Origin of the sequence: Brevundimonas subvibrioides, assembly GCF_027271155.1 — a bacterium.
GTDB classification, from domain to species: domain Bacteria; phylum Pseudomonadota; class Alphaproteobacteria; order Caulobacterales; family Caulobacteraceae; genus Brevundimonas; species Brevundimonas subvibrioides_D.
In genome coordinates, this window is record NZ_CP114542.1 from 2,786,660 (window position 1) to 2,803,574 (window position 16,915).

Below are 16,915 nucleotides of genomic sequence, written 5' to 3' on the forward strand. Positions count from 1 at the left end.
GCTCGGGTCATGTCCGACCCACTTGATCGCTTTCCTCCCACGCGCGCCGCCGGCCTTCGGCGACTGGCCGACTTCATGCCGCATGCCGGAGAGGCCTATGGCATGGGGCGCAACACCGATGCCGGGCCGGAGGGACGGCAAGCGGTATCGGGCCTGTCGCCCTGGCTGCGGCACCGGCTGGTGACCGAACACGAGGTCATCGCCAGCGTGCTGGAGCACCACGATCCGCGCTCGGCCCGGCGGTTTATCCAGGAGGTGCTGTGGCGGACCTACTGGAAGGGCTGGCTGCAGATGAACCGGGAGGTCTGGACCCGTTTCCTGATCGAACGGGATGCCCCGCTTTCGTCAGACCTGAGCCGTGCGGTCGCCGGGGCCGAGGCGGGGGCGACAGGCATAGAGGGGTTTGACGACTGGGCGCGAGAGCTCGTTCGGACCGGCTATCTGCACAATCACGCGCGCATGTGGTTCGCCTCGATGTGGATCTTCACCCTGGGCCTGCCCTGGGCCCTGGGAGCAGACTTTTTCCTGCGACATCTGCTGGACGGGGATCCGGCCTCGAACACCCTGTCGTGGCGATGGGTGGCCGGCCTGCAGACCGTGGGCAAGACCTATCTGGCGACGCCGGAGAATATCGAGCGGTTCACCGATGGCCGGTTCCGCCCGCAGGGTCTGGCGACCCGCGCCCTGCCGCTGAACGAGGCCCCGCTGCCGGTGACACGGCCGCTCGCACCATTGACACCTTCGCCGCCGCCGGGCCGAAGTCTGCTGCTGGTGACGGGAGAGGACCTCAGTCCCGAGAGCGCCCTGCCGGCCGGGTGGCGACCCGAGGCCGTGGTGATCGCGGCCTGTGGCGATCCACAGTCATCCTGGGCCGAGGCGAAAGGACGGTTCGCGGCCGCTGCGATGGAGGACACAGCGACCCGCTGCGCAGCCTACTTCGACCGCCCCTGTGTCGTCGCCCTGTCACAGGTAGGCGATGCCGTGTTGAAGATGGCCCGGGACACGGAGACCGATCAGGTGGTCGTTCTGGAAGCACCCGTGGGTCCGGTCGCGGATGCCCTCGTTGAGCTCGAGACAGCCCTGACGGGACAGGGCATCGCTCTGACGCGGCTCCGCCGGCCCTGGGACGACCGGCTCTGGCCGCTGGCGACAAAAGGGTTCTTCAAGTTCAGCGAGCGCGCCCCCGCCGCCCTGATCGCCGAAGGCCTGCGGATCTGACCGGCAATCGGGAGCGTCAGCCCGCCGCCCGGCGCATCCCGGGCTGGCGCTTCTTCATCACGAAGCCGATGACCTTGGCCGCAGCTTCGAAATGCTCGCGCGGGATCGTCTCGTCGATGTCCACGGCAGCGTAGAGGGCGCGGGCCAGCGGTACGTTCTCCACGATCGGCACGTCGTGCTCGCGCGCGATCTCGCGAATGCGCAGGGCGACTGCGTCCACACCCTTGGCCACGCAGACGGGGGCGGCATCGCCGGCCTCGTAGCGCAGGGCGACGGAATAGTGGGTCGGGTTGGTCACGATCACCGTGGCCTTGGGCACGTTCTGCATCATCCGCTGGCGGCTTCGCTGCATGCGGATCTGCTTCAGCTTGGCCTTGATGTGCGGGTCGCCCTCGGACTGTTTGAACTCCTCCTTCAGCTCTTCCTTGGACATCCGCATCCGCTTGGCGAAGCGCATTTTCTGCCAGACGAAATCGCCCCCGGCGGTCAGGCCGAGGAAGGCCAGGGCCGCGCTCATCAGCGCGATCATCATGTCGCGCGCCATGGGCAGGATGGTCAGGGGAGACATGGCCGCCATGGTCTCGAACTGGCGGGCGTGGGGCTTCAACACCATCCAGCAGATCACGCCGACGGCGATCAGCTTCAACAGCGTCTGGGCGAACTGCATCAGGCCGTCGGGGCCGAAGATGCGCTTGAACCCGGCCATGGGGCTGACCTTGTCCCATTTCGGCTTCATCTTTTCTGCCGACATGACCAGGCCCGACTGGGCGACGTTGCCGCCGACCCCACCCAGGATCGCCGCCAGCATCACGGCCCCCATGAAGGGCGCGACCACCCACAGGACACGGGCACCGATCTCGACGCCGCCGCCCGCCTCCAGCCCGCCCAGCATGGAGTGGGGCGCGGCAATGAAGGGCAGGAAGCCTTGCGCCATATTGGTCGCGAAGTAGCCGCCACCCATGACGATGACGGCGGTCACGCCCAGCAGGCTGAGGGCCGGGGCGACGTCGGCGGATTTCGCGACGTCGCCCTTTTTTCGCGCTTCCTCGAGTTTCTGAGGTGACGCCTCTTCTGTTTTGGACTCTGGATCGGCGTCGTCAGCCAACGCCGCCTCCCGAGACGAACAGATTGGCCAGGGCGCGGTAGCGGTCGATGAAGACCGTGCCCATGATCCCCAGCGACAGGGCGAAGATCGACAGCCCCAGGATCACGCTGAGCGGGGCGGCAGCGAAGAAGACCTGGAACTGCGGCATCACCCGCGCGACCAGCCCGGATGCCAGGTTGAAGATCAGGGCAAAGACGATGACGGGCGCGGCCAGTTGTATCCCCAGCATGAAACTGTCGCCGATGGTGCGAATGGCCAGTTCCGTGAAGTCGCCCATGACCAGCGGGCGGGCGGGCGCGATCAGCTCATAGGACCCGACCAGCCCGGCGATGAACAGGTGGTGGGTGTTGGTGGCGAAGACCAGGACCGTGCCCAGGATCATCAGGAAGGCGGAAATGGTCGCTCCCGGCGCGGCCTGTAGCGGGTTAGCGGTCTGGGCGAAGCTGAGCGTCGTTTGCAGGGAGACAATCTCGCCCGCGGTGGCCAAGGCGCCGGTGAACGCCCGCAGGATGGTGCCGATCATCAGGCCGGTGACGACCTCGCGAATGATCCAGCCGACCATGCCGCCGAGCGTCTCGGGCAGGGCCGGGAGCGCGTTGCCGACCACCGGCCACAGGGCCAGCGACACCACAAGCGCCAGCGACAGACGGATGCGTGGCGGCACATAGCTTTCGCCGATGCCCGGCAGGCTGAGCAGGATCGCCCCGATGCGGGCGAAGATCAGCCCGCCGGCCCAGACCTGATCGGCGGTGGCATAGGGGTCCACGCGGGTCCTACATCCCGGCGATGCGCGCCGCGATCGTGCGCATGAAGGCCCCGAGCAACCCGCCCATCAGAGGCAGGAACATCAGCAGGGACACGAAGATGGCGATGATCTTGGGCGCATAGACCAGGGTCTGTTCCTGGATCTGGGTCAGGGCCTGAAACAGGCCGATGCCGACGCCGACGATCAAGCCCACGATCAGGACCGGCGCGCACAGCTGCACCGTCAGCCAGATGGCATCGCGGCCCACATCCAGAACTTCTGCGCCGCTCATCGTCATGACCCCAAAGCCTACCGGGCAGAAAATGCCGGGAGCGTGGTTAATACGGCGTTAGCGACGGGACCCGCTGGCCCGCTCCTTGCGGAATTCCCCGCAAAGGAGAGGCGTCCGATGGTCTGGAGCGCGATTTCGACCCGAAACGAGACACCCGCCATTTCAAGGGGGGGGTGGCTCGACGCCCTGCGCTTCATCGTGGCGTCGATGATTATCCTGCATCACTTCCAGGCGGCGGGACCTGTGCCCCTGGCAGAGGGTCTGCATCCGGTGTTCGAGCGGGGCGGATTCCTGCTGACCAACTTCTTTCTGATCGACAGCGGCTATGTGCTGATGCGGGTCTATGGCCCGGCCGTCGGGCGGGGCGCGATGTCGCCAGCCGACTTCTTCCTCAAACGCCTTCTGCGGGTCTATCCGGCCCATCTGATCATGGGGCTGTCGCTGGTCGCGCTGGTGCTCCTCAGCGCGGTCGCCGGCGTCGCGCCGCGCAATCCCGAGTGGTTCGCCTGGGACCAGCTGCCCGCGCAACTGACGCTGACTCAGGCGTTCGGGATTCATGGTGGACTGGGCTGGAACGCGCCCAGCTGGTCGGTCTCGGCCTTGCTCGGCTGCTATGTCCTGTTTCCCTACATCCTGATCGGCCTGAAGCGGCTGGGGCCCTGGTCGGCGCTGCTGGCGGTGGTGGGACTTTACCTGATCGCCAATGCCGCGACGCAGGCCTGGCTTGGTTTCCCGGTCTATCAGATGCCGATGAAGTTCGGCTTCTTCCGCGCCCTGCCGCTGTTCATCCTGGGCATGGGACTGGCCGTCTTTACTGACCGGGTCTGGATCGCGCCGCGCCTCGCCCGGATCGTTGGCATCTCGGCCGCGGTCGGGCTGGCTGTCGTTCAGGCTTTCGACAAGAACGCGCTCATCAGCCTCACCTTCATCTCGCTGATCATCCTGGCAGCAGGGGCGATCCCGGTGCTGAAGCCCTCGAAGCTGATCGAGCGGGCCAGCGTGGTGTCCTTCTCGATGTTCATCACCAACGACGTGGTGCGCATCGCCTGGTTCGGCGTGGCCAATCTCCTGATTGCCAGATACGCCCTGTCGGTGCCGGTCCAGTGGAGCCTGTGGGGTGGCGGTGTGCTGGCGGCCTTCGTCTTCGCCTTCGCCTTCCACTCGGCGATCGACCAGCCGGTCCAGCGTGCGATCAAGACCTGGATGTCGCGTCGTCGTCAGGGCTGGCGTCCGGTCGAAGTGGGCGCGGTTGTGTCGCAGCAAGGCTGACTCGAGCCGTCAGATTTGGCAGCCTTGCGGGGATCGGTCATCTGCCGCAGTGACAGGCCATGTCTTCAGGCCTGCTCCGCGACGTCTTTATCACCGGAACCGGGGTTTTCCTGCCCGGTGATCCCGTTGGTGTGGACACGATGGAGGATTTCATCGGCCGCATCGGCGGGCGCAGCTCGGCCGTGGGTCGCCGGGCGCTGCGGTGGAACGGGGTCGAGACGCGCCACTATGCCCTGACGCCCGACGGCCGGCCGCTGCACTCCAACGCCTCGATGACGGCGGCGGCGACGAAGGCCGCGCTGGAGAACGCGGGCCTGTCGATCGGCCAGCTGGGTCACCTCGCCACGGCCACCACCCAGGGCGACTATATCGTCCCCGGCCACGCCAGCGCGGTGCATGCGGAACTCGGTGCCGGACCGATCGAGATCGCCAGCTACCAGTCCGTCTGCGCCTCCGCCCTGATGGCGGCCAAGGGGGCATGGCTGCAGGTCCTGGCCGGAGAGGCCGAGGTCGCGGCCTCGGCGGCGGGGGAATTCAGCTCTCGCTGGTTCCGGCCGGAATTCTATGAGGGCACGTCGCTGGTCGATGCCAAGGGTCGGGCGCGGGTCGAGGCGGACTTCCTGCGGTTCACCCTGTCGGACGGCGCGGGGGCGGTGGTCATGGAGCCGAGGCCCCGACCGGACGGCCTGTCGCTGAAGGTCGAGTGGATCGACCTTACCTCGCTGGCCGGACGATTCGACCCCTGTATGTGGGCCGGCTCGACCTTTGCGGACCGGGCGGACATGACGAGCGCCTGGAGCCACGCCGGGCCGGTCGCGGCGCATGCGGCGGGGTCGGTGGCCCTCGTGCAGGATTTCGAGCTGCTGAAGATCGTCATCCGGGCCTGGATCGGGGTCTGGCTGGAAAAGGTCGATTCCGGCCGGATCGTCCCGGACGCCGTGGATCACCTGCTGTGCCACTACTCGGCGCGGTCGCTGCGGGACGAGATCGTGTCGGTGCTGAAGAGCACCGCCGCCATGATACCGGAGGAAAAGTGGTTTTCGAACCTGCCGAGCGTCGGCAACATCGGCGCGGCCTCGATCTGGGTCATGCTGGATGAGTTCATGAGGTCGGGACGGGCAAGGACCGGCGAGAAGGTCCTGTTGATCGTGCCGGAGAGCGGGCGGGCCATGGTCGGGTTCATGATGTGCGAGGTGGTGTGATGGCGGACGGAACACGCGTGGACGACCAGGTCGCGGACACCCTGCGCAAGCTGGCTGTGGTCTTTGCCGACTTCGAACAGCGGCTGGAGGCGACGCCGCTGATCAGGAAGCTGACGCGCGGCCGGTTCGAGCTGGCCGACTATCAGCTGTTCCTGATCAATCTGCGCCAGCAGGTGAAGGACGGCGCATTGTGGATGAGCCGTGCAGCGTCGAACATCGGCGAAACGCATCTGGAGCTGCGCTCGACCCTGATGCGCCATGCGGTGACCGAGCATCGCGACTTTCGCCTGCTGGAGGCCGACTTCGTCTGTTCCGGAGGTGAGGTCGAGGTGATCCGCTCGGCCCCCAAGAACGTGGGTTCCGAGGCCATCTCGGCCTGGATGTTCCACGAGGCGTCCAGGCCCGATCCGTTCGGCCTGCTGGGAGCCATGTTCATCATCGAAGGGCTGGGCTCGATCAAGGCCGCGCCCTGGGGCCGACTGGTCAAGGAGCGGCTGGCGCTGCCGGACGAGGCGGTGCGGTTCCTGCTGTACCACGGCGAGAATGACGCGGAGCATATGCGCGAGTTCGAGGAGATGCTGCGGATGGTCCTGCCTGACGCCGCCGTGGCCGAGCGGATCGTCATGACGGCCCGGGTCACCGCCCGCCTGTATGCCCTGCAGATCGAGGAGATTGCCGCGTGAGCCTGTCTGACGGCGGAGACGCGGCCGGCTGGAAGGCCGATCCGTTCGACGCGCGCCGCTATGACGCGAACGATCCCGACCCGTGGCTGGCACTGTATCTCGATCACTCCCTGCCGATCGATCCGCAGGCCAAGCGGGCGCTGCTGCTGGGGGCGCGGTCGTGGTCGCGGCGATGGCTGTTCCCGGTCAGTCGCCCGGTGGTCTTCCTGTTCTTTTGCGTCGTGAAGGTTCTGCGGGCCATCTCGCCGCGCTATCCCAATCTGAACGGCCTGCTGCACAGGTCCATCCACTGGGGGCTGCGGATCTTCGGATCGCCGGAGTGCAACACCCTGATCCTGCGCCACTTCCATGTCGGGACCGAGCTGCTGGCCTTCCTGAAGGCCAATTCCGGGGTCGATCCGGCGCTGGTGAAGACGGTGCCGCTAAAGCCTCTGACGCTGAAGGATCTGGAGGACAATGTCTTCCTCCAGCACGACCTGAACATCTTCAACTTCATCATCGAGCTGAACATGGCGCTGCGGGCCGCGGGCAAGGAGATCACCCCGCCCGAGCGGGTCGACTTCTCCATGTTGTCAGACATCGAGCCGGCGTTCGAAACCTTCCCGACCGGACCGCTGAACCGGATCGACATCCAGACGGCAGTGGAGTTCTACACGCCCCTATATGCCCTGATGCTGCCCCGCGCCGACTTCATGCGGGCCAGCCATTCGCTGCAGCTGGACGAGATCGTCGGTATCTATATCGGGCGGATCCTGGGCACCGACTACCACATGCATTTCGTCAAGAACGGGCATCCTCTGGTGACGCTGTCGACGCTGCAGGCCGGGTTCCGGCTGATGATGCACGGGCTGGACTGCGAGGCCATGCACGGCTGGCTGCGGGTGCTGAAAGCCCGTCAGGAGGCGGGGCTGCCGCTGGATCCGCGCGATCCCACGGGTGGGCCGGAGCTGGCCTGAGGCGTGGTTCCGTCGTCGAGGTCGGCCCGGGCCCGCGCCGCAAGATCGAAGAAGCGGTTACGAACCCCGGCCGCATAGGGGTTCTCGCGTTCGATCGCACGAAACACGGCGGGCGAATCGTAGCGGACCATTTCGACGGCCTGCATGATCCGCTCGAAGCTGGTGGTGGTCATCCGCGTCGGCAGGGGCTCCATCGACAGCAGGACGCGCGAGATCAGATGCGTCAGGCCCTGGACGACGGCCGCCTCGCGGTCGTGATCCTCGGGCGAGACGATGAAAACCTTCAGCTTCAGGGCCTGGCGGCAGAAGGCGGCGACGCGGCGGGCGATGCGGTCGCCGCGCACCGGGCAGACGGCGATGCGAAGCCCCGCGATGCCGTCCCGCGCGCTCTGCGGCCCGAACAGGGGGTGGGTCCCCACGGCCTGGACGCGGGCGGGCAGGTGCTCGGCCATCAGGCGGGCCGGGCCGACCTTGACCGAGCCCACATCGACGACCAGCGCGCCGTCCTGCAGGTCGGGCCCGATGGCCGACAGGGTCTCTGCCAAGGCCTCGACCGGGACGGCGAGGATCACCACCGGACAGGCGGCGGCCGTGGCCAGGTCGGTCAGGCGAGCCCGGTCGCCCGCCTCCTCCGTGGCCGCCGGGTCATGGGCCAGGACCTCGAACCAGGGCGACAGGTGCCGGGCGGTCAGGCGGCCGAAGGCGCCATAGCCGATCAGGCCCAGCCGGGGGCGCGCTCCGGCCGGGCCGGTCACGCGGTCAGGGCTTCCTGGAAATTGACCGGGCGGCCGTGGGCCGTGCCGATCAGTTCGCCGTCGGACATGACGACCCGTCCGCGCACGATGGTGGCCATGGGCCAGCCGGTCGCCTCGAAGCCGTCGAAGGGGGTCCAGCCGCAGCGGCTGGCCATGTCCTCATGCCGGATGATCCGTTTCGCCTTGAGATCGACCAGGGTCAGGTCGGCGTCATAGCCTTCGGCCAGGCGGCCCTTGTTCGCGGTCTGGAACACCCGCTGGGCCCCGGCCGAGGTCAGGTCGACGAACCGCTCCAGCGTCATCTTCCCGTTGGCGACATGGGTCAGCATGACCGGCACCAGGGTCTGGACGCCCGGCATGCCGGACGGCGAGGCCGGATAGGGCCGGGCCTTTTCCTCTTTCGTATGCGGGGCATGGTCGGAGCCGAGCACGTCCACCACGCCCTGATCGATCCCGCGCCACAGGCCGGCGATGTGGGGGGCGTTGCGGATCGGCGGGTTCATCTGGGCATAGCCCTTCAGCCGCTCATAGGCCTCGTCGCCGTCCAGCGTCAGGTGCTGGGGCGTGGTCTCAACGGTGGCGACGTCCTTGTGATGCGCCAGGAATTCGATTTCCTCGGCCGTCGAGACGTGCAGGACATGGATGCGCTTGCCCGTCTCCTTCGCCAGCCGGACGAGGCGGCGGGTGCTCATGATCGCGCTTTCGGCGTCGCGCACATCGGTGTGGCTGGTCCAGTCGCCGGGGCGCGCCAGGGGTCGGCGCTCGGCCAGCCGGTATTCGTCCTCGGAATGGAAGGTGGCGCGGCGCGACACGGCGTTCAGCACCTTTCGCACCCCGTCATCGTCGGCGATCAGCAAATCGCCGGTCGAGGCGCCCATAAAGACCTTGATGCCGCAGCAGCCGGGCAACCGTTCCAGTTCGCCCAGATGCACGGCGTTGGCGTGGGTGCCGCCGATATAGAAGGCGTGGTCGGTCCACATCCGGTCCCGCGCGCGGGCCAGCTTGTCCTCAAGCGTGGCGGGGTCCGTCGTGTTGGGTTCGGTGTTCGGCATCTCGAAGACGGCGACGACGCCGCCGAGGGCCGCGGCGCGGGAGCCGGTCTCCAGGTCTTCCTTCCATTCCAGGCCGGGTTCGCGAAAATGGACCTGGGTGTCGATGACGCCCGGCAGGACCGTCAGACCCGAGGCGTCGATCACCTGGCCCGCCGAGGCCTGCGACAGGTCGCCGACGAAGGCGATGCGACCGTCGCGCACGCCCACGTCGGCAGGGCCGCGTCCGGCGTGATTCACCACCTCGCCGCCACGGACGATCAGGTCATAGGTCTGGGTCATCGAAGGGTCCGGGTCTGGAAAGGCGGGATCTGAATAGTCTGATTTCGATCGAACGAAAAAAACTAAGTGCACATAGTGCAGACCGTGCAGCTTGGGCAGCGGGGCTGGAATTGGAAGTCGGGGCCGGTCCGGGAGCCCGTTCGGTCGATTGCCTCAGCCCGCCGCCGCATCCCTTGCCAGCAGGCCCCGCGCCGCCCGCAACACGCGGTCGGCGGGCAGGCCCAGCATGTGGTGGATGTGCTGGTTGAGGCGGGGGTCGATGGCCCTGAACTCCTCCAGCGAACGTTCGCCGCGCAGGGAGACCCCGTTCCACGGCCCGACACGGGCATCGTCGGACGGGCCGAAGACGCCCACCGAGGGCACGCCGGCCGCGACCGCCAGCTGGGTCCAGAGGGAGTCCGCCCCGACATAGAGGCTGGCGCGCGACAGGGCGGCGGCGGTCTGGAGCCAGGTCAATTTGCCCTGGAGTTCGATCACCCGGGTCCGGGGCACCGCCAGGCGGATGGTGTGGGCCAGGTCGCGATCGGCCTCCTCGCCCACGATCATCAGCCGGCCACCGGCGAGGGGGCCGTCCTCGGCCAGAAGCGGTCCGGCGACCTTGGCATAGCGTTCGGCGGGCCAGCGGGTGCCGATCCAGTCGGTGCCCGGTCCGACCGCCAGGATCGGGGCCGGATCGGGGCCGATCAGGGCATCGGCGGCGGCGCGGGTGTCCTCGCTGAAGAACAGCCGGGGGGCGGGCACCTGGTCGAGCTGCAGCACCCGGGCGGCGGCCTCCACGGCATGCAGGCCGGGATGATCGGGGCCACGCACGGCGCGTTTCAGACGACGCAGGCGTTCGGAAAACTTCGTGCCCCGCATGTCGACGATCAGGCCCCAGCGCGTGTCGCGGACCTGGTTCCACAGACCCAGCCAGTCCCAGCGGGTCGTCCGGTCCAGCACGATCAGACGTTTCAGGCGCGGCGTGTCGGCGAAAAGGGGGGCAGAGGCCGCAGACCCGACGATCGTGAAATCCGCGTCCGGCAGGCTGTCGACCAGCCAGGCGAGGACGCCCGATGACAGGACGGCGGTCTGGGCGTCGGCCTCGGCGATGTAGAGAATAGGGAAACGCGCACTCATGGGTGGACCGTATACGGATTCTCTTGCGGCGGGGGTGGGGCGACGGCGCGACTGGCCCTATCTCTCATGCCATGACCGATCGCATCGCCCGACTGAACAGCCGCGCCCTGATCCGGGTAAGCGGAGCAGACGCGAAACCGTTCCTGCACAATCTGCTGACCCAGGATGTCGAAACCCTGACAGACGGCGAGGTCCGGTTCGGGGCCATGCTGTCGCCGCCGGGGCGGCTGCTGTTCGACCTGTTCCTGTGGGGCGAGGCGGGCGGCGTGGTGCTGGACGTCGCTGCGGACCGGCGCGACACGCTGATCCAGCGGCTATCGATGTACAAGCTCAGGGCCCAGGTCGAGATCGCGGCCGACGATCGGCCGGTGGTCGCCAGTTGGCCGGGCGTGGCGGCGGGCTTCGTCGCAGATCCCCGCACGGTGGCGATGGGCGGCCGGACGATCGGGGATCACCCGACCGATGCATCGGAGGCCGATTATGACGCGCATCGCCTGTCGGCCGGCGTACCCGATCCGGCCGCGGATGCGGGGTCGGACCGCACCTATCCGATCGAGGCCAATTTCGACCTGCTGAACGGCATCGACTTCGGCAAGGGCTGTTTCGTCGGCCAGGAAACCACCTCGCGCATGAAGCGGCGGGGCGAGATCAAAAAGCGGATGCTGGCCCTGACCTTCGACGGGCCGCCGCCGGTGCCGGGTGCCGAGGTGCTGAACGGTGAACTGCGCGCGGGCGAGCTCCTGACCGGCCAGGACGGCAGGGCCATGGCGCTGGTGCGGCTGGACCGGCTGGAGGGCGCGCTGACGGTCAACGGGCGGGCGGTCGCGGTGCAGTGGCCGGGGTGGATGGCGCCAGACTAAAGGTGCTCTGTTGCGCCAAGGTGCGAGAAACAGCGACCTTGTCGTCCTGCTGCGGACGACAGAAGCAGACCTATTGACGGACCGCTATGGGTGGGAAGCGGACGTCGGATACTGGCTAAATCAACTTCAGTGCGACGAGGGTCGCCGGGCATCTCAGGTTGATCTATCGGGCTTCCGCATTTCCGCCCGCCAGCTAAATACAAACACGGTGAATGTGGCATACATCCACCCTGAAAACGGGATTAGATTAGCCGCAACTAAGGCCCACCGAATGTAAGGTGGCCCAAACCACAACGATTGCCCTGACCACTTCTCAATCAGCCAAGAAATTGCCAAAACGACACCAAGGGCGATCGCCCAAGGAAGGCCAGCGGTCGGAGGTGTAGTTGTCAGCCGTCTTACATCGGTCTTGGCACCGGCCTCGCAAAGCCATCGATGGTATCGTTTTGCGAGCGTGATTAGCATCGTCGTTCTCAGTTCGGCGTCACTGATACCATGCCGCGATATGTCCGCAACGGGTCGAGAGCAGTCACTCGCTTGCCGCTCAAAAACGACATCCACTCAGGTCAGAAATTGGTCGCTTAGATGGGCGTGCCCAAGCGCGGCGGGTGTGCCCAGCACGCTTGATGCGGTACTCCCTGGCCAACCTCACATGAGCCATTCGAACGGCAACAAGGATCATGAGGATACCGGTCACCGGCATTGCCCAAGCTTTCCATCCAGTGCCGTAACCTAACAGACCTGCGATTGTGTAGAGGCCGCCGAGGGTCACAAGCGCGAGACAGCCAGTCAATGTCAGGCCATCTCGAACCCCTGCCCTGACCAAAATGGGAAAGCGCTTCATTCCGGAATGCTACACGATCTCGACCATGTCCGCTTTGGGTCGAGAGCGGACATCGGCTTCGCGTATCGCTATCCTGAGCGCATGCTCGACTCACAATCACGCTGCGCCTGGTGCGGGACCGACCCGCTTTACGTGGCCTATCACGACACCGAATGGGGCGTGCCCGAGTATGACGCGCGGGCGCTGTGGGAGAAGCTGGTGCTGGACGGGTTCCAGGCGGGCCTGAGCTGGATCACCATTCTGAAGAAGCGCGAGGCGTTCCGGGCGGCGTTCGACGGGTTCGATCCCGACCGGGTCGCGGCCTATGGCGAGAACGACCGGGCGCGGCTGATGGCCGACGCCGGCATCGTGCGGTCCGGAGCCAAGATCGATGCGACGATCCGGGGGGCGAGGGTCTTCGTCGAGATGCGGGACCGGGGCGAGGACTTCGCAGACTGGCTGTGGTCGTTCGTGGACGGGCGGCCGGTGCAGACCACGCCGTCGACCATGGCCGGGGTCCCGACCCAGACGGACCAGTCCGTGGCGATGTCAAAGGCCTTGAAAGCCAGGGGCTTCAAGTTCTGTGGCCCCGTGATCGTCTATGCCTTCATGCAGGCCACCGGCATGGTGAACGACCACGTCGCCGGATGCTTCCGGTGCGAGGAAGTTCGGGCGATGGCCGGGTCGTGACCGCTCTGCGTCTTCTTCTCCTCCGTGCACCCCGGCGAAGGCCGGGGTCCAGATCACGGTCGCGGGCGGCAGGGATCAGGCACCGGGTCCTCAGATCGGCAGACCGTGTTTGCCATCTGGACCCCGGCCTTCGCCGGGGTGCACGGTGAGGGGGATGGCGAAGTCATTCCCGACCCTTGCGCTGGAGACCCTGCTGGCGGCCCGCGTCGGCGGGCCGGTCTGCGGGGTGGACGAGGCCGGGCGCGGGCCTTGGGCGGGGCCGGTCTCGGCGGCGGCGGTGATCCTGAACGCCGACGACCTGCCCGCCGGCATCGACGACTCCAAGGCCCTGACGGCCGCGCGGCGCGAGGCGCTGGAGGTCGAGATCAAGGCCCGGGCCGTGGCCTGGGGCGTCGGCTTCGCCTCGGTCGAGGAGATCGACGCCCTGAACATCCTGCACGCCACGGGCCTGGCCATGTGCCGGGCGATCGAGGCGCTACAGGTCACGCCGGTGGCGGCGCTGGTCGACGGGAACTACCGGTTCCGGCTGCCCTGCGACGTGGAGACGGTGGTGGGCGGCGACGGGCTGTCGCTGTCGATCGCGGCGGCCTCCATCCTGGCCAAGACCGCGCGGGACCGGGTGATGGTCGAGATGGACGGACTGTACCCCGGCTACGGCTTTGCCGGGCACAAGGGCTATAATGCGCCGGTGCATTCGCAGGCCCTGCAGGCGATGGGACCTTCGCCGATCCACCGCCGGACCTGGGCCCCGATCCGGGCGCTGCTGGAGGCGTAGGGCCTCAGACCGACAGGATGCCGCCGACCAGGGCGCCCAGCAGGGCCGCGACGACGGCTCCGACGGCAAAGGTGAGCCAGCCCGCAGGACCGTGGGCGGCCGGCGTCGGCTGGGGCCGGGCGGAATACAGCCGCATCGGCAGGATGGCTTCGGCACGGACGAGGAAGTCGTTGGCGGGACGACCGTCGAAGCGGGTGGCGGTGGGCGGGCGCCAGGCGGCGGTCTGCCAGGCCTCCGTCGCCGTCCGGGCGGACGGCGGTGGGGCGGGGGTGGGGAGCGGACCCGGGAAGACGCCGGGAAGGGCGTCGCGCACCGGCGTCGCGTCCTCGCTCGGGCCTTCGGGAGTGGTCACGCTCGCGCCTCGACGGGTCAGGGACCGCCATAGAGACTCGCAGGCTTCGGCCGGTCAAGCCGCGAGCGCGGAGGCGCCGTCGGAGACGACGAACAGATATTCGACATTGCGCAGCCGCCCCACGGCCCCGACCTTCTCGCCCCTGGGGTTATGGATGCCGATGCGGGCCCCGACATAGCGCGGACGGGGGATCTCGATCACCTGCACCGGCCCGCGCACCGACAGCATGGCGACCAGCTGCTCGCGGCTCAGATAGCCTTCGTCGTTGAAGGAGACGATCAGATGGGGCGCGCGGATCGCCTCGATCACGGCCTGCAAGGCCGGGCCGATGCCTGGGCGGGAGTTGAAGGCCGACTTGCGTGTGCGCACGTCGATCCGCTTGTTGGCGATGCCATAGGTTTCAGGCCGGTCCCACAGCACCAGGCTTTCCCAGACATGGTAGTTCCCCAGGTAGGAATGCTGGTTGTACGGCGGGTCCAGATAGACGAGGTCGCCGTCGAAGGCCCGGGCGATGTCCAGCGCGTCGCCCTGCGTCGCGCGGCAGGGTCCGGCGGCGACGGCGGGCTGTAGCGCGGGCATGCGCAGCTCCAGCGGTTTGAGCGCCCGCGCCGCCCAGGACTTCATATAGGCCATCTGCAGGCCGGCCGTGGAATCGACCCGGTCGGCGGCCTCCATCAGGCTGACCAGGGCGATGGCCTTCAGTTCCGGCTCCAGGCCCATGGCCTCGATCCGGTCGCGCATGGCGTCGATGCGGGCGCCGTTCCCGGGCGTGAAATAGCGGGCGTCCTCGCAGAAGGTCCTGGTGAACCAGCCGGGCGCTGGCGGGGTCGCGGCCAGGTCGGCGAGGACGGCGGCGGCCCGGTCGTGCCAGCGGTCGCGGTCGGCCTGGACATAGGCGGTGGCGAGCGTCGCGGCATAGGCGTTGTGGTCGTTGGACCAGACCTGGAACCCCTGCCCCTTCAGTGCGTGGCCGACGCGTGCGGTGCCGGAAAACAGGTCGCAGACCTGACCGCCGTCCGGCAGCAGGCCCCGGATCGACGCCGTGATCGGGTCGAGGAGGGCGCGCTTGGAGCCGAGGTATTTGATCATGGACAGACGCCCCTCTCCCGGCAGGAGAGGGCGATCGCGCACGGCATCGTCGCCGTCGTTCTGGCGCGGTCGGGTGAGGGTTTACGGTGGCTGATCGTCGACATCGGTCCCCTCACCCTTTCGCGCAAGAACGATCACCAGGGTGATCGTGCGCTCAAGCCCTCTCCCTCCGGGAGAGGGTTCAGGACTGCCGTTTCGCCTTCTTCGTCGGAGCATGCGCCAGTCGCAGCAGATTCGCAGCCCCCGGGGCGCCGAAGGGGGTGCCGGCGAGGATCAGGACGCGCTGGCCCGGCTGGGCGAGGCCGTATTGCATGGCCGAGTTGACCGCGTCGTCGGTGACGTCTTCCAGCGAGGTCGGCTCCTTGCCGAGACGCGGTTCCAGCCCCCAGACGAGGGCCAGACGACGCGCGGTCTCGGGTCGGGGCGTCAGGGCCAGCATCGGCTGGAGGGGCCGCTCGCGCGACATGCGACGCGCGGTGCCGCCCAGGGTCGTGAAGATGACGATGCAGGCGGTGGACTGGGCCTCGCCGGCCTTGCGTGCCGCCGCGACCAGGGCATCAGCGTCGATATCGTCCATGCCGGCGTGTTCGGCGTCCATGAGACTGGGCCACAGGGGGTCGCTTTCGACCCGCTCCATGATCCGGTTCATGATGCCGACGGCCTCCAGCGGATAGTCGCCCGACGCCGTTTCCGCTGACAGCATCAGGGCGTCCGCCCCCTCATAGACGGCATTGGCGACGTCTGAGGCTTCGGCGCGGGTAGGTGCGGGCGAGGCCGTCATGGACTCCAGCATCTGGGTCGCCACGATCACCGGCACGCCGCGCTGGCGGGCGGCGCGGATGATCCGCTTCTGGGCGACCGGCACCTCTTCCGGATCCATCTCCACGCCCAGGTCGCCGCGCGCGACCATGACGCCGTCGCAGTAGTCGAGGATGGCGTCGAGGTCGGCCAGGGCCTGGGGTTTCTCGATCTTGGCCAGACAAGCGGCGCGGCCCTTCACGATCGCCTTCAGCTCGGCCATGTCCTCCGGTTTCTGGACGAAGCTCAGCGCGACCCAGTCGACGCCGAGCCGCAGGGCGAAGGCCAGGTCCTCGCGGTCCTTGGGCGTCAGGGCCGAGACGGGCACGACGGCCTCGGGCACGGCGACACCCTTTCGGTCGCTGAGTTTCGATCCGCTCTCGACGGTCACATCGGCCCATTCGTCGGTGCGCGCCCCGACCCGCAGCCGGACCCGGCCGTCGTCGAGCAGCAGCAGCATGCCGGTGCGCAGGGCCCGGAAGATTTCCGGATGGGGCATCTCCACGCGCGTCGCATCGCCCGGCGTCGGGTCGAGGTCGAACCGCATCCTGTGGCCGGGCTTCACGTCGATCTCGACGTTGGCAAAGCGGCCCAGGCGCAGCTTGGGGCCCTGCAGGTCGGCCAGGACGCCCAGCGGTCGCTGCAGGGCGATCTCGGCCCCGCGCACAGCCTTCAGCGCGGCGGCGTGATCGTCGTGCGAGCCGTGGCTGAAGTTCAGGCGAAAAACATCGACGCCGGCCTCGGCCAGCGACCTGACCATGCCGGGGGCGCGGCTGGCCGGACCCAGTGTCGCGACGATACGGGCGCGTCTTGCTCTGATCATATGTCCCACCTGGACCGACGCATTGGTCGGCAT

17 protein-coding genes are annotated in these 16,915 nt (G+C 67.8%); 8 read left to right on the top strand and 9 right to left on the bottom strand.

Going from position 1 to position 16,915, the window contains the following annotated elements; all coding sequences use genetic code 11:
- The first annotated feature begins 9 nt into the window (after positions 1 to 9).
- Positions 10 to 1,218, top strand: a complete 1,209-nt coding sequence (locus O3139_RS13840) for an FAD-binding domain-containing protein (RefSeq protein ID WP_269514683.1) — start codon at positions 10 to 12, stop codon at positions 1,216 to 1,218.
- 16 nt (positions 1,219 to 1,234) lie between these two features.
- On the opposite strand, the gene flhB is transcribed toward O3139_RS13840, so the two are convergent.
- From flhB to fliQ, 3 genes are read right to left on the bottom strand one after another with little or no spacing between them, the layout of a single operon-like run.
- On the bottom strand, positions 1,235 to 2,323 hold the full coding sequence (gene flhB / locus O3139_RS13845; RefSeq protein ID WP_269514684.1) for a flagellar biosynthesis protein FlhB: 1,089 nt from the start codon (positions 2,321 to 2,323) through the stop codon (positions 1,235 to 1,237).
- Entirely contained in the window at positions 2,316 to 3,089 is a 774-nt protein-coding gene (gene fliR / locus O3139_RS13850; protein WP_269514685.1) for a flagellar biosynthetic protein FliR, read from the bottom strand. Before fliR ends, flhB begins: the two co-directional genes overlap by 8 nt.
- Before the next feature lie 7 nt (positions 3,090 to 3,096).
- Positions 3,097 to 3,360, bottom strand: a complete 264-nt coding sequence (fliQ, locus tag O3139_RS13855; protein WP_269514686.1) for a flagellar biosynthesis protein FliQ — start codon at positions 3,358 to 3,360, stop codon at positions 3,097 to 3,099.
- A gap of 117 nt (positions 3,361 to 3,477) precedes the next feature.
- Between fliQ and O3139_RS13860 the strand changes: the two genes are divergently transcribed.
- The 4 genes from O3139_RS13860 to O3139_RS13875 are packed head-to-tail and all read left to right on the top strand — an operon-like array spanning position 3,478 to position 7,470.
- On the top strand, positions 3,478 to 4,629 hold the full coding sequence (locus tag O3139_RS13860; RefSeq protein WP_269514687.1) for an acyltransferase family protein: 1,152 nt from the start codon (positions 3,478 to 3,480) through the stop codon (positions 4,627 to 4,629).
- Between the two features lie 59 nt (positions 4,630 to 4,688).
- Positions 4,689 to 5,831, top strand: a complete 1,143-nt coding sequence (locus tag O3139_RS13865; RefSeq protein ID WP_269514688.1) for a beta-ketoacyl-ACP synthase III — start codon at positions 4,689 to 4,691, stop codon at positions 5,829 to 5,831.
- Positions 5,831 to 6,514: an iron-containing redox enzyme family protein gene (locus O3139_RS13870; protein WP_269514689.1), complete on the top strand. Its 684-nt coding sequence runs from the start codon at positions 5,831 to 5,833 to the stop codon at positions 6,512 to 6,514. The genes O3139_RS13865 and O3139_RS13870 overlap by 1 nt, the downstream gene beginning before the upstream one ends.
- Positions 6,511 to 7,470 carry a DUF6999 family protein gene (locus O3139_RS13875; RefSeq protein WP_269514690.1) on the top strand — a complete coding sequence of 320 codons (960 nt, stop codon included), beginning with the start codon at positions 6,511 to 6,513 and terminating at the stop codon, positions 7,468 to 7,470. The genes O3139_RS13870 and O3139_RS13875 overlap by 4 nt, the downstream gene beginning before the upstream one ends.
- Here the strand turns inward: O3139_RS13875 and O3139_RS13880 are convergent.
- From O3139_RS13880 to O3139_RS13890, 3 genes are all read right to left on the bottom strand, one after another.
- Entirely contained in the window at positions 7,410 to 8,225 is an 816-nt protein-coding gene (locus tag O3139_RS13880) for a prephenate dehydrogenase (RefSeq protein WP_269514691.1), read from the bottom strand. The genes O3139_RS13875 and O3139_RS13880 overlap by 61 nt on opposite strands.
- A complete protein-coding gene (locus tag O3139_RS13885) occupies positions 8,222 to 9,556 on the bottom strand; it encodes a dihydroorotase (RefSeq protein ID WP_269514692.1) in 1,335 nt (444 codons plus the stop codon). The genes O3139_RS13880 and O3139_RS13885 overlap by 4 nt, the downstream gene beginning before the upstream one ends.
- A gap of 153 nt (positions 9,557 to 9,709) precedes the next feature.
- Positions 9,710 to 10,672 carry a glycosyltransferase family 9 protein gene (locus O3139_RS13890; RefSeq protein ID WP_269514693.1) on the bottom strand — a complete coding sequence of 321 codons (963 nt, stop codon included), beginning with the start codon at positions 10,670 to 10,672 and terminating at the stop codon, positions 9,710 to 9,712.
- Positions 10,673 to 10,743: 71 nt separating this feature from the next.
- On the opposite strand from O3139_RS13890, the gene O3139_RS13895 reads away from it, so the two are divergent.
- The 3 genes from O3139_RS13895 to O3139_RS13905 all read left to right on the top strand — a co-directional run bounded on the left by O3139_RS13895 (position 10,744) and on the right by O3139_RS13905 (position 13,820).
- A complete protein-coding gene (locus tag O3139_RS13895) occupies positions 10,744 to 11,532 on the top strand; it encodes a YgfZ/GcvT domain-containing protein (protein WP_269514694.1) in 789 nt (262 codons plus the stop codon).
- A gap of 925 nt (positions 11,533 to 12,457) precedes the next feature.
- Positions 12,458 to 13,045 carry a DNA-3-methyladenine glycosylase I gene (locus O3139_RS13900; protein WP_269514695.1) on the top strand — a complete coding sequence of 196 codons (588 nt, stop codon included), beginning with the start codon at positions 12,458 to 12,460 and terminating at the stop codon, positions 13,043 to 13,045.
- Between the two features lie 154 nt (positions 13,046 to 13,199).
- Positions 13,200 to 13,820 carry a ribonuclease HII gene (locus tag O3139_RS13905; RefSeq protein WP_269514696.1) on the top strand — a complete coding sequence of 207 codons (621 nt, stop codon included), beginning with the start codon at positions 13,200 to 13,202 and terminating at the stop codon, positions 13,818 to 13,820.
- A gap of 4 nt (positions 13,821 to 13,824) precedes the next feature.
- On the opposite strand, the gene O3139_RS13910 is transcribed toward O3139_RS13905, so the two are convergent.
- The 3 genes from O3139_RS13910 to pyk form a co-directional block, all read right to left on the bottom strand.
- Positions 13,825 to 14,172 (bottom strand): hypothetical protein, encoded by a 348-nt coding sequence (locus tag O3139_RS13910; RefSeq protein ID WP_269514697.1) that lies wholly within the window; start codon positions 14,170 to 14,172, stop codon positions 13,825 to 13,827.
- A gap of 54 nt (positions 14,173 to 14,226) precedes the next feature.
- Entirely contained in the window at positions 14,227 to 15,303 is a 1,077-nt protein-coding gene (locus O3139_RS13915) for a DNA adenine methylase (protein ID WP_269514698.1), read from the bottom strand.
- Between the two features lie 139 nt (positions 15,304 to 15,442).
- Positions 15,443 to 16,882, bottom strand: coding sequence for a pyruvate kinase (gene pyk / locus O3139_RS13920; protein ID WP_269514699.1), 1,440 nt, complete (start codon positions 16,880 to 16,882; stop codon positions 15,443 to 15,445).
- Between the last annotated feature and the right edge of the window lie 33 nt (positions 16,883 to 16,915).

Excerpts from the sequence above, each read along its gene's own strand:
- O3139_RS13840 (WP_269514683.1), top strand. The coding sequence starts at position 10 with ATGTCCGACCCACTTGATCGCTTTCCTCCCACGCGCGCCGCCGGCCTT.
- fliQ (WP_269514686.1), bottom strand. The coding sequence starts at position 3,360 with ATGAGCGGCGCAGAAGTTCTGGATGTGGGCCGCGATGCCATCTGGCTG.
- O3139_RS13860 (WP_269514687.1), top strand. The coding sequence starts at position 3,478 with ATGGTCTGGAGCGCGATTTCGACCCGAAACGAGACACCCGCCATTTCA.
- O3139_RS13865 (WP_269514688.1), top strand. The coding sequence starts at position 4,689 with ATGTCTTCAGGCCTGCTCCGCGACGTCTTTATCACCGGAACCGGGGTT.
- O3139_RS13870 (WP_269514689.1), top strand. The coding sequence starts at position 5,831 with ATGGCGGACGGAACACGCGTGGACGACCAGGTCGCGGACACCCTGCGC.
- O3139_RS13885 (WP_269514692.1), bottom strand. The coding sequence starts at position 9,556 with ATGACCCAGACCTATGACCTGATCGTCCGTGGCGGCGAGGTGGTGAAT.
- O3139_RS13890 (WP_269514693.1), bottom strand. The coding sequence starts at position 10,672 with ATGAGTGCGCGTTTCCCTATTCTCTACATCGCCGAGGCCGACGCCCAG.
- O3139_RS13895 (WP_269514694.1), top strand. The coding sequence starts at position 10,744 with ATGACCGATCGCATCGCCCGACTGAACAGCCGCGCCCTGATCCGGGTA.
- O3139_RS13900 (WP_269514695.1), top strand. The coding sequence starts at position 12,458 with ATGCTCGACTCACAATCACGCTGCGCCTGGTGCGGGACCGACCCGCTT.
- O3139_RS13905 (WP_269514696.1), top strand. The coding sequence starts at position 13,200 with ATGGCGAAGTCATTCCCGACCCTTGCGCTGGAGACCCTGCTGGCGGCC.
- pyk (WP_269514699.1), bottom strand. The coding sequence starts at position 16,882 with ATGATCAGAGCAAGACGCGCCCGTATCGTCGCGACACTGGGTCCGGCC.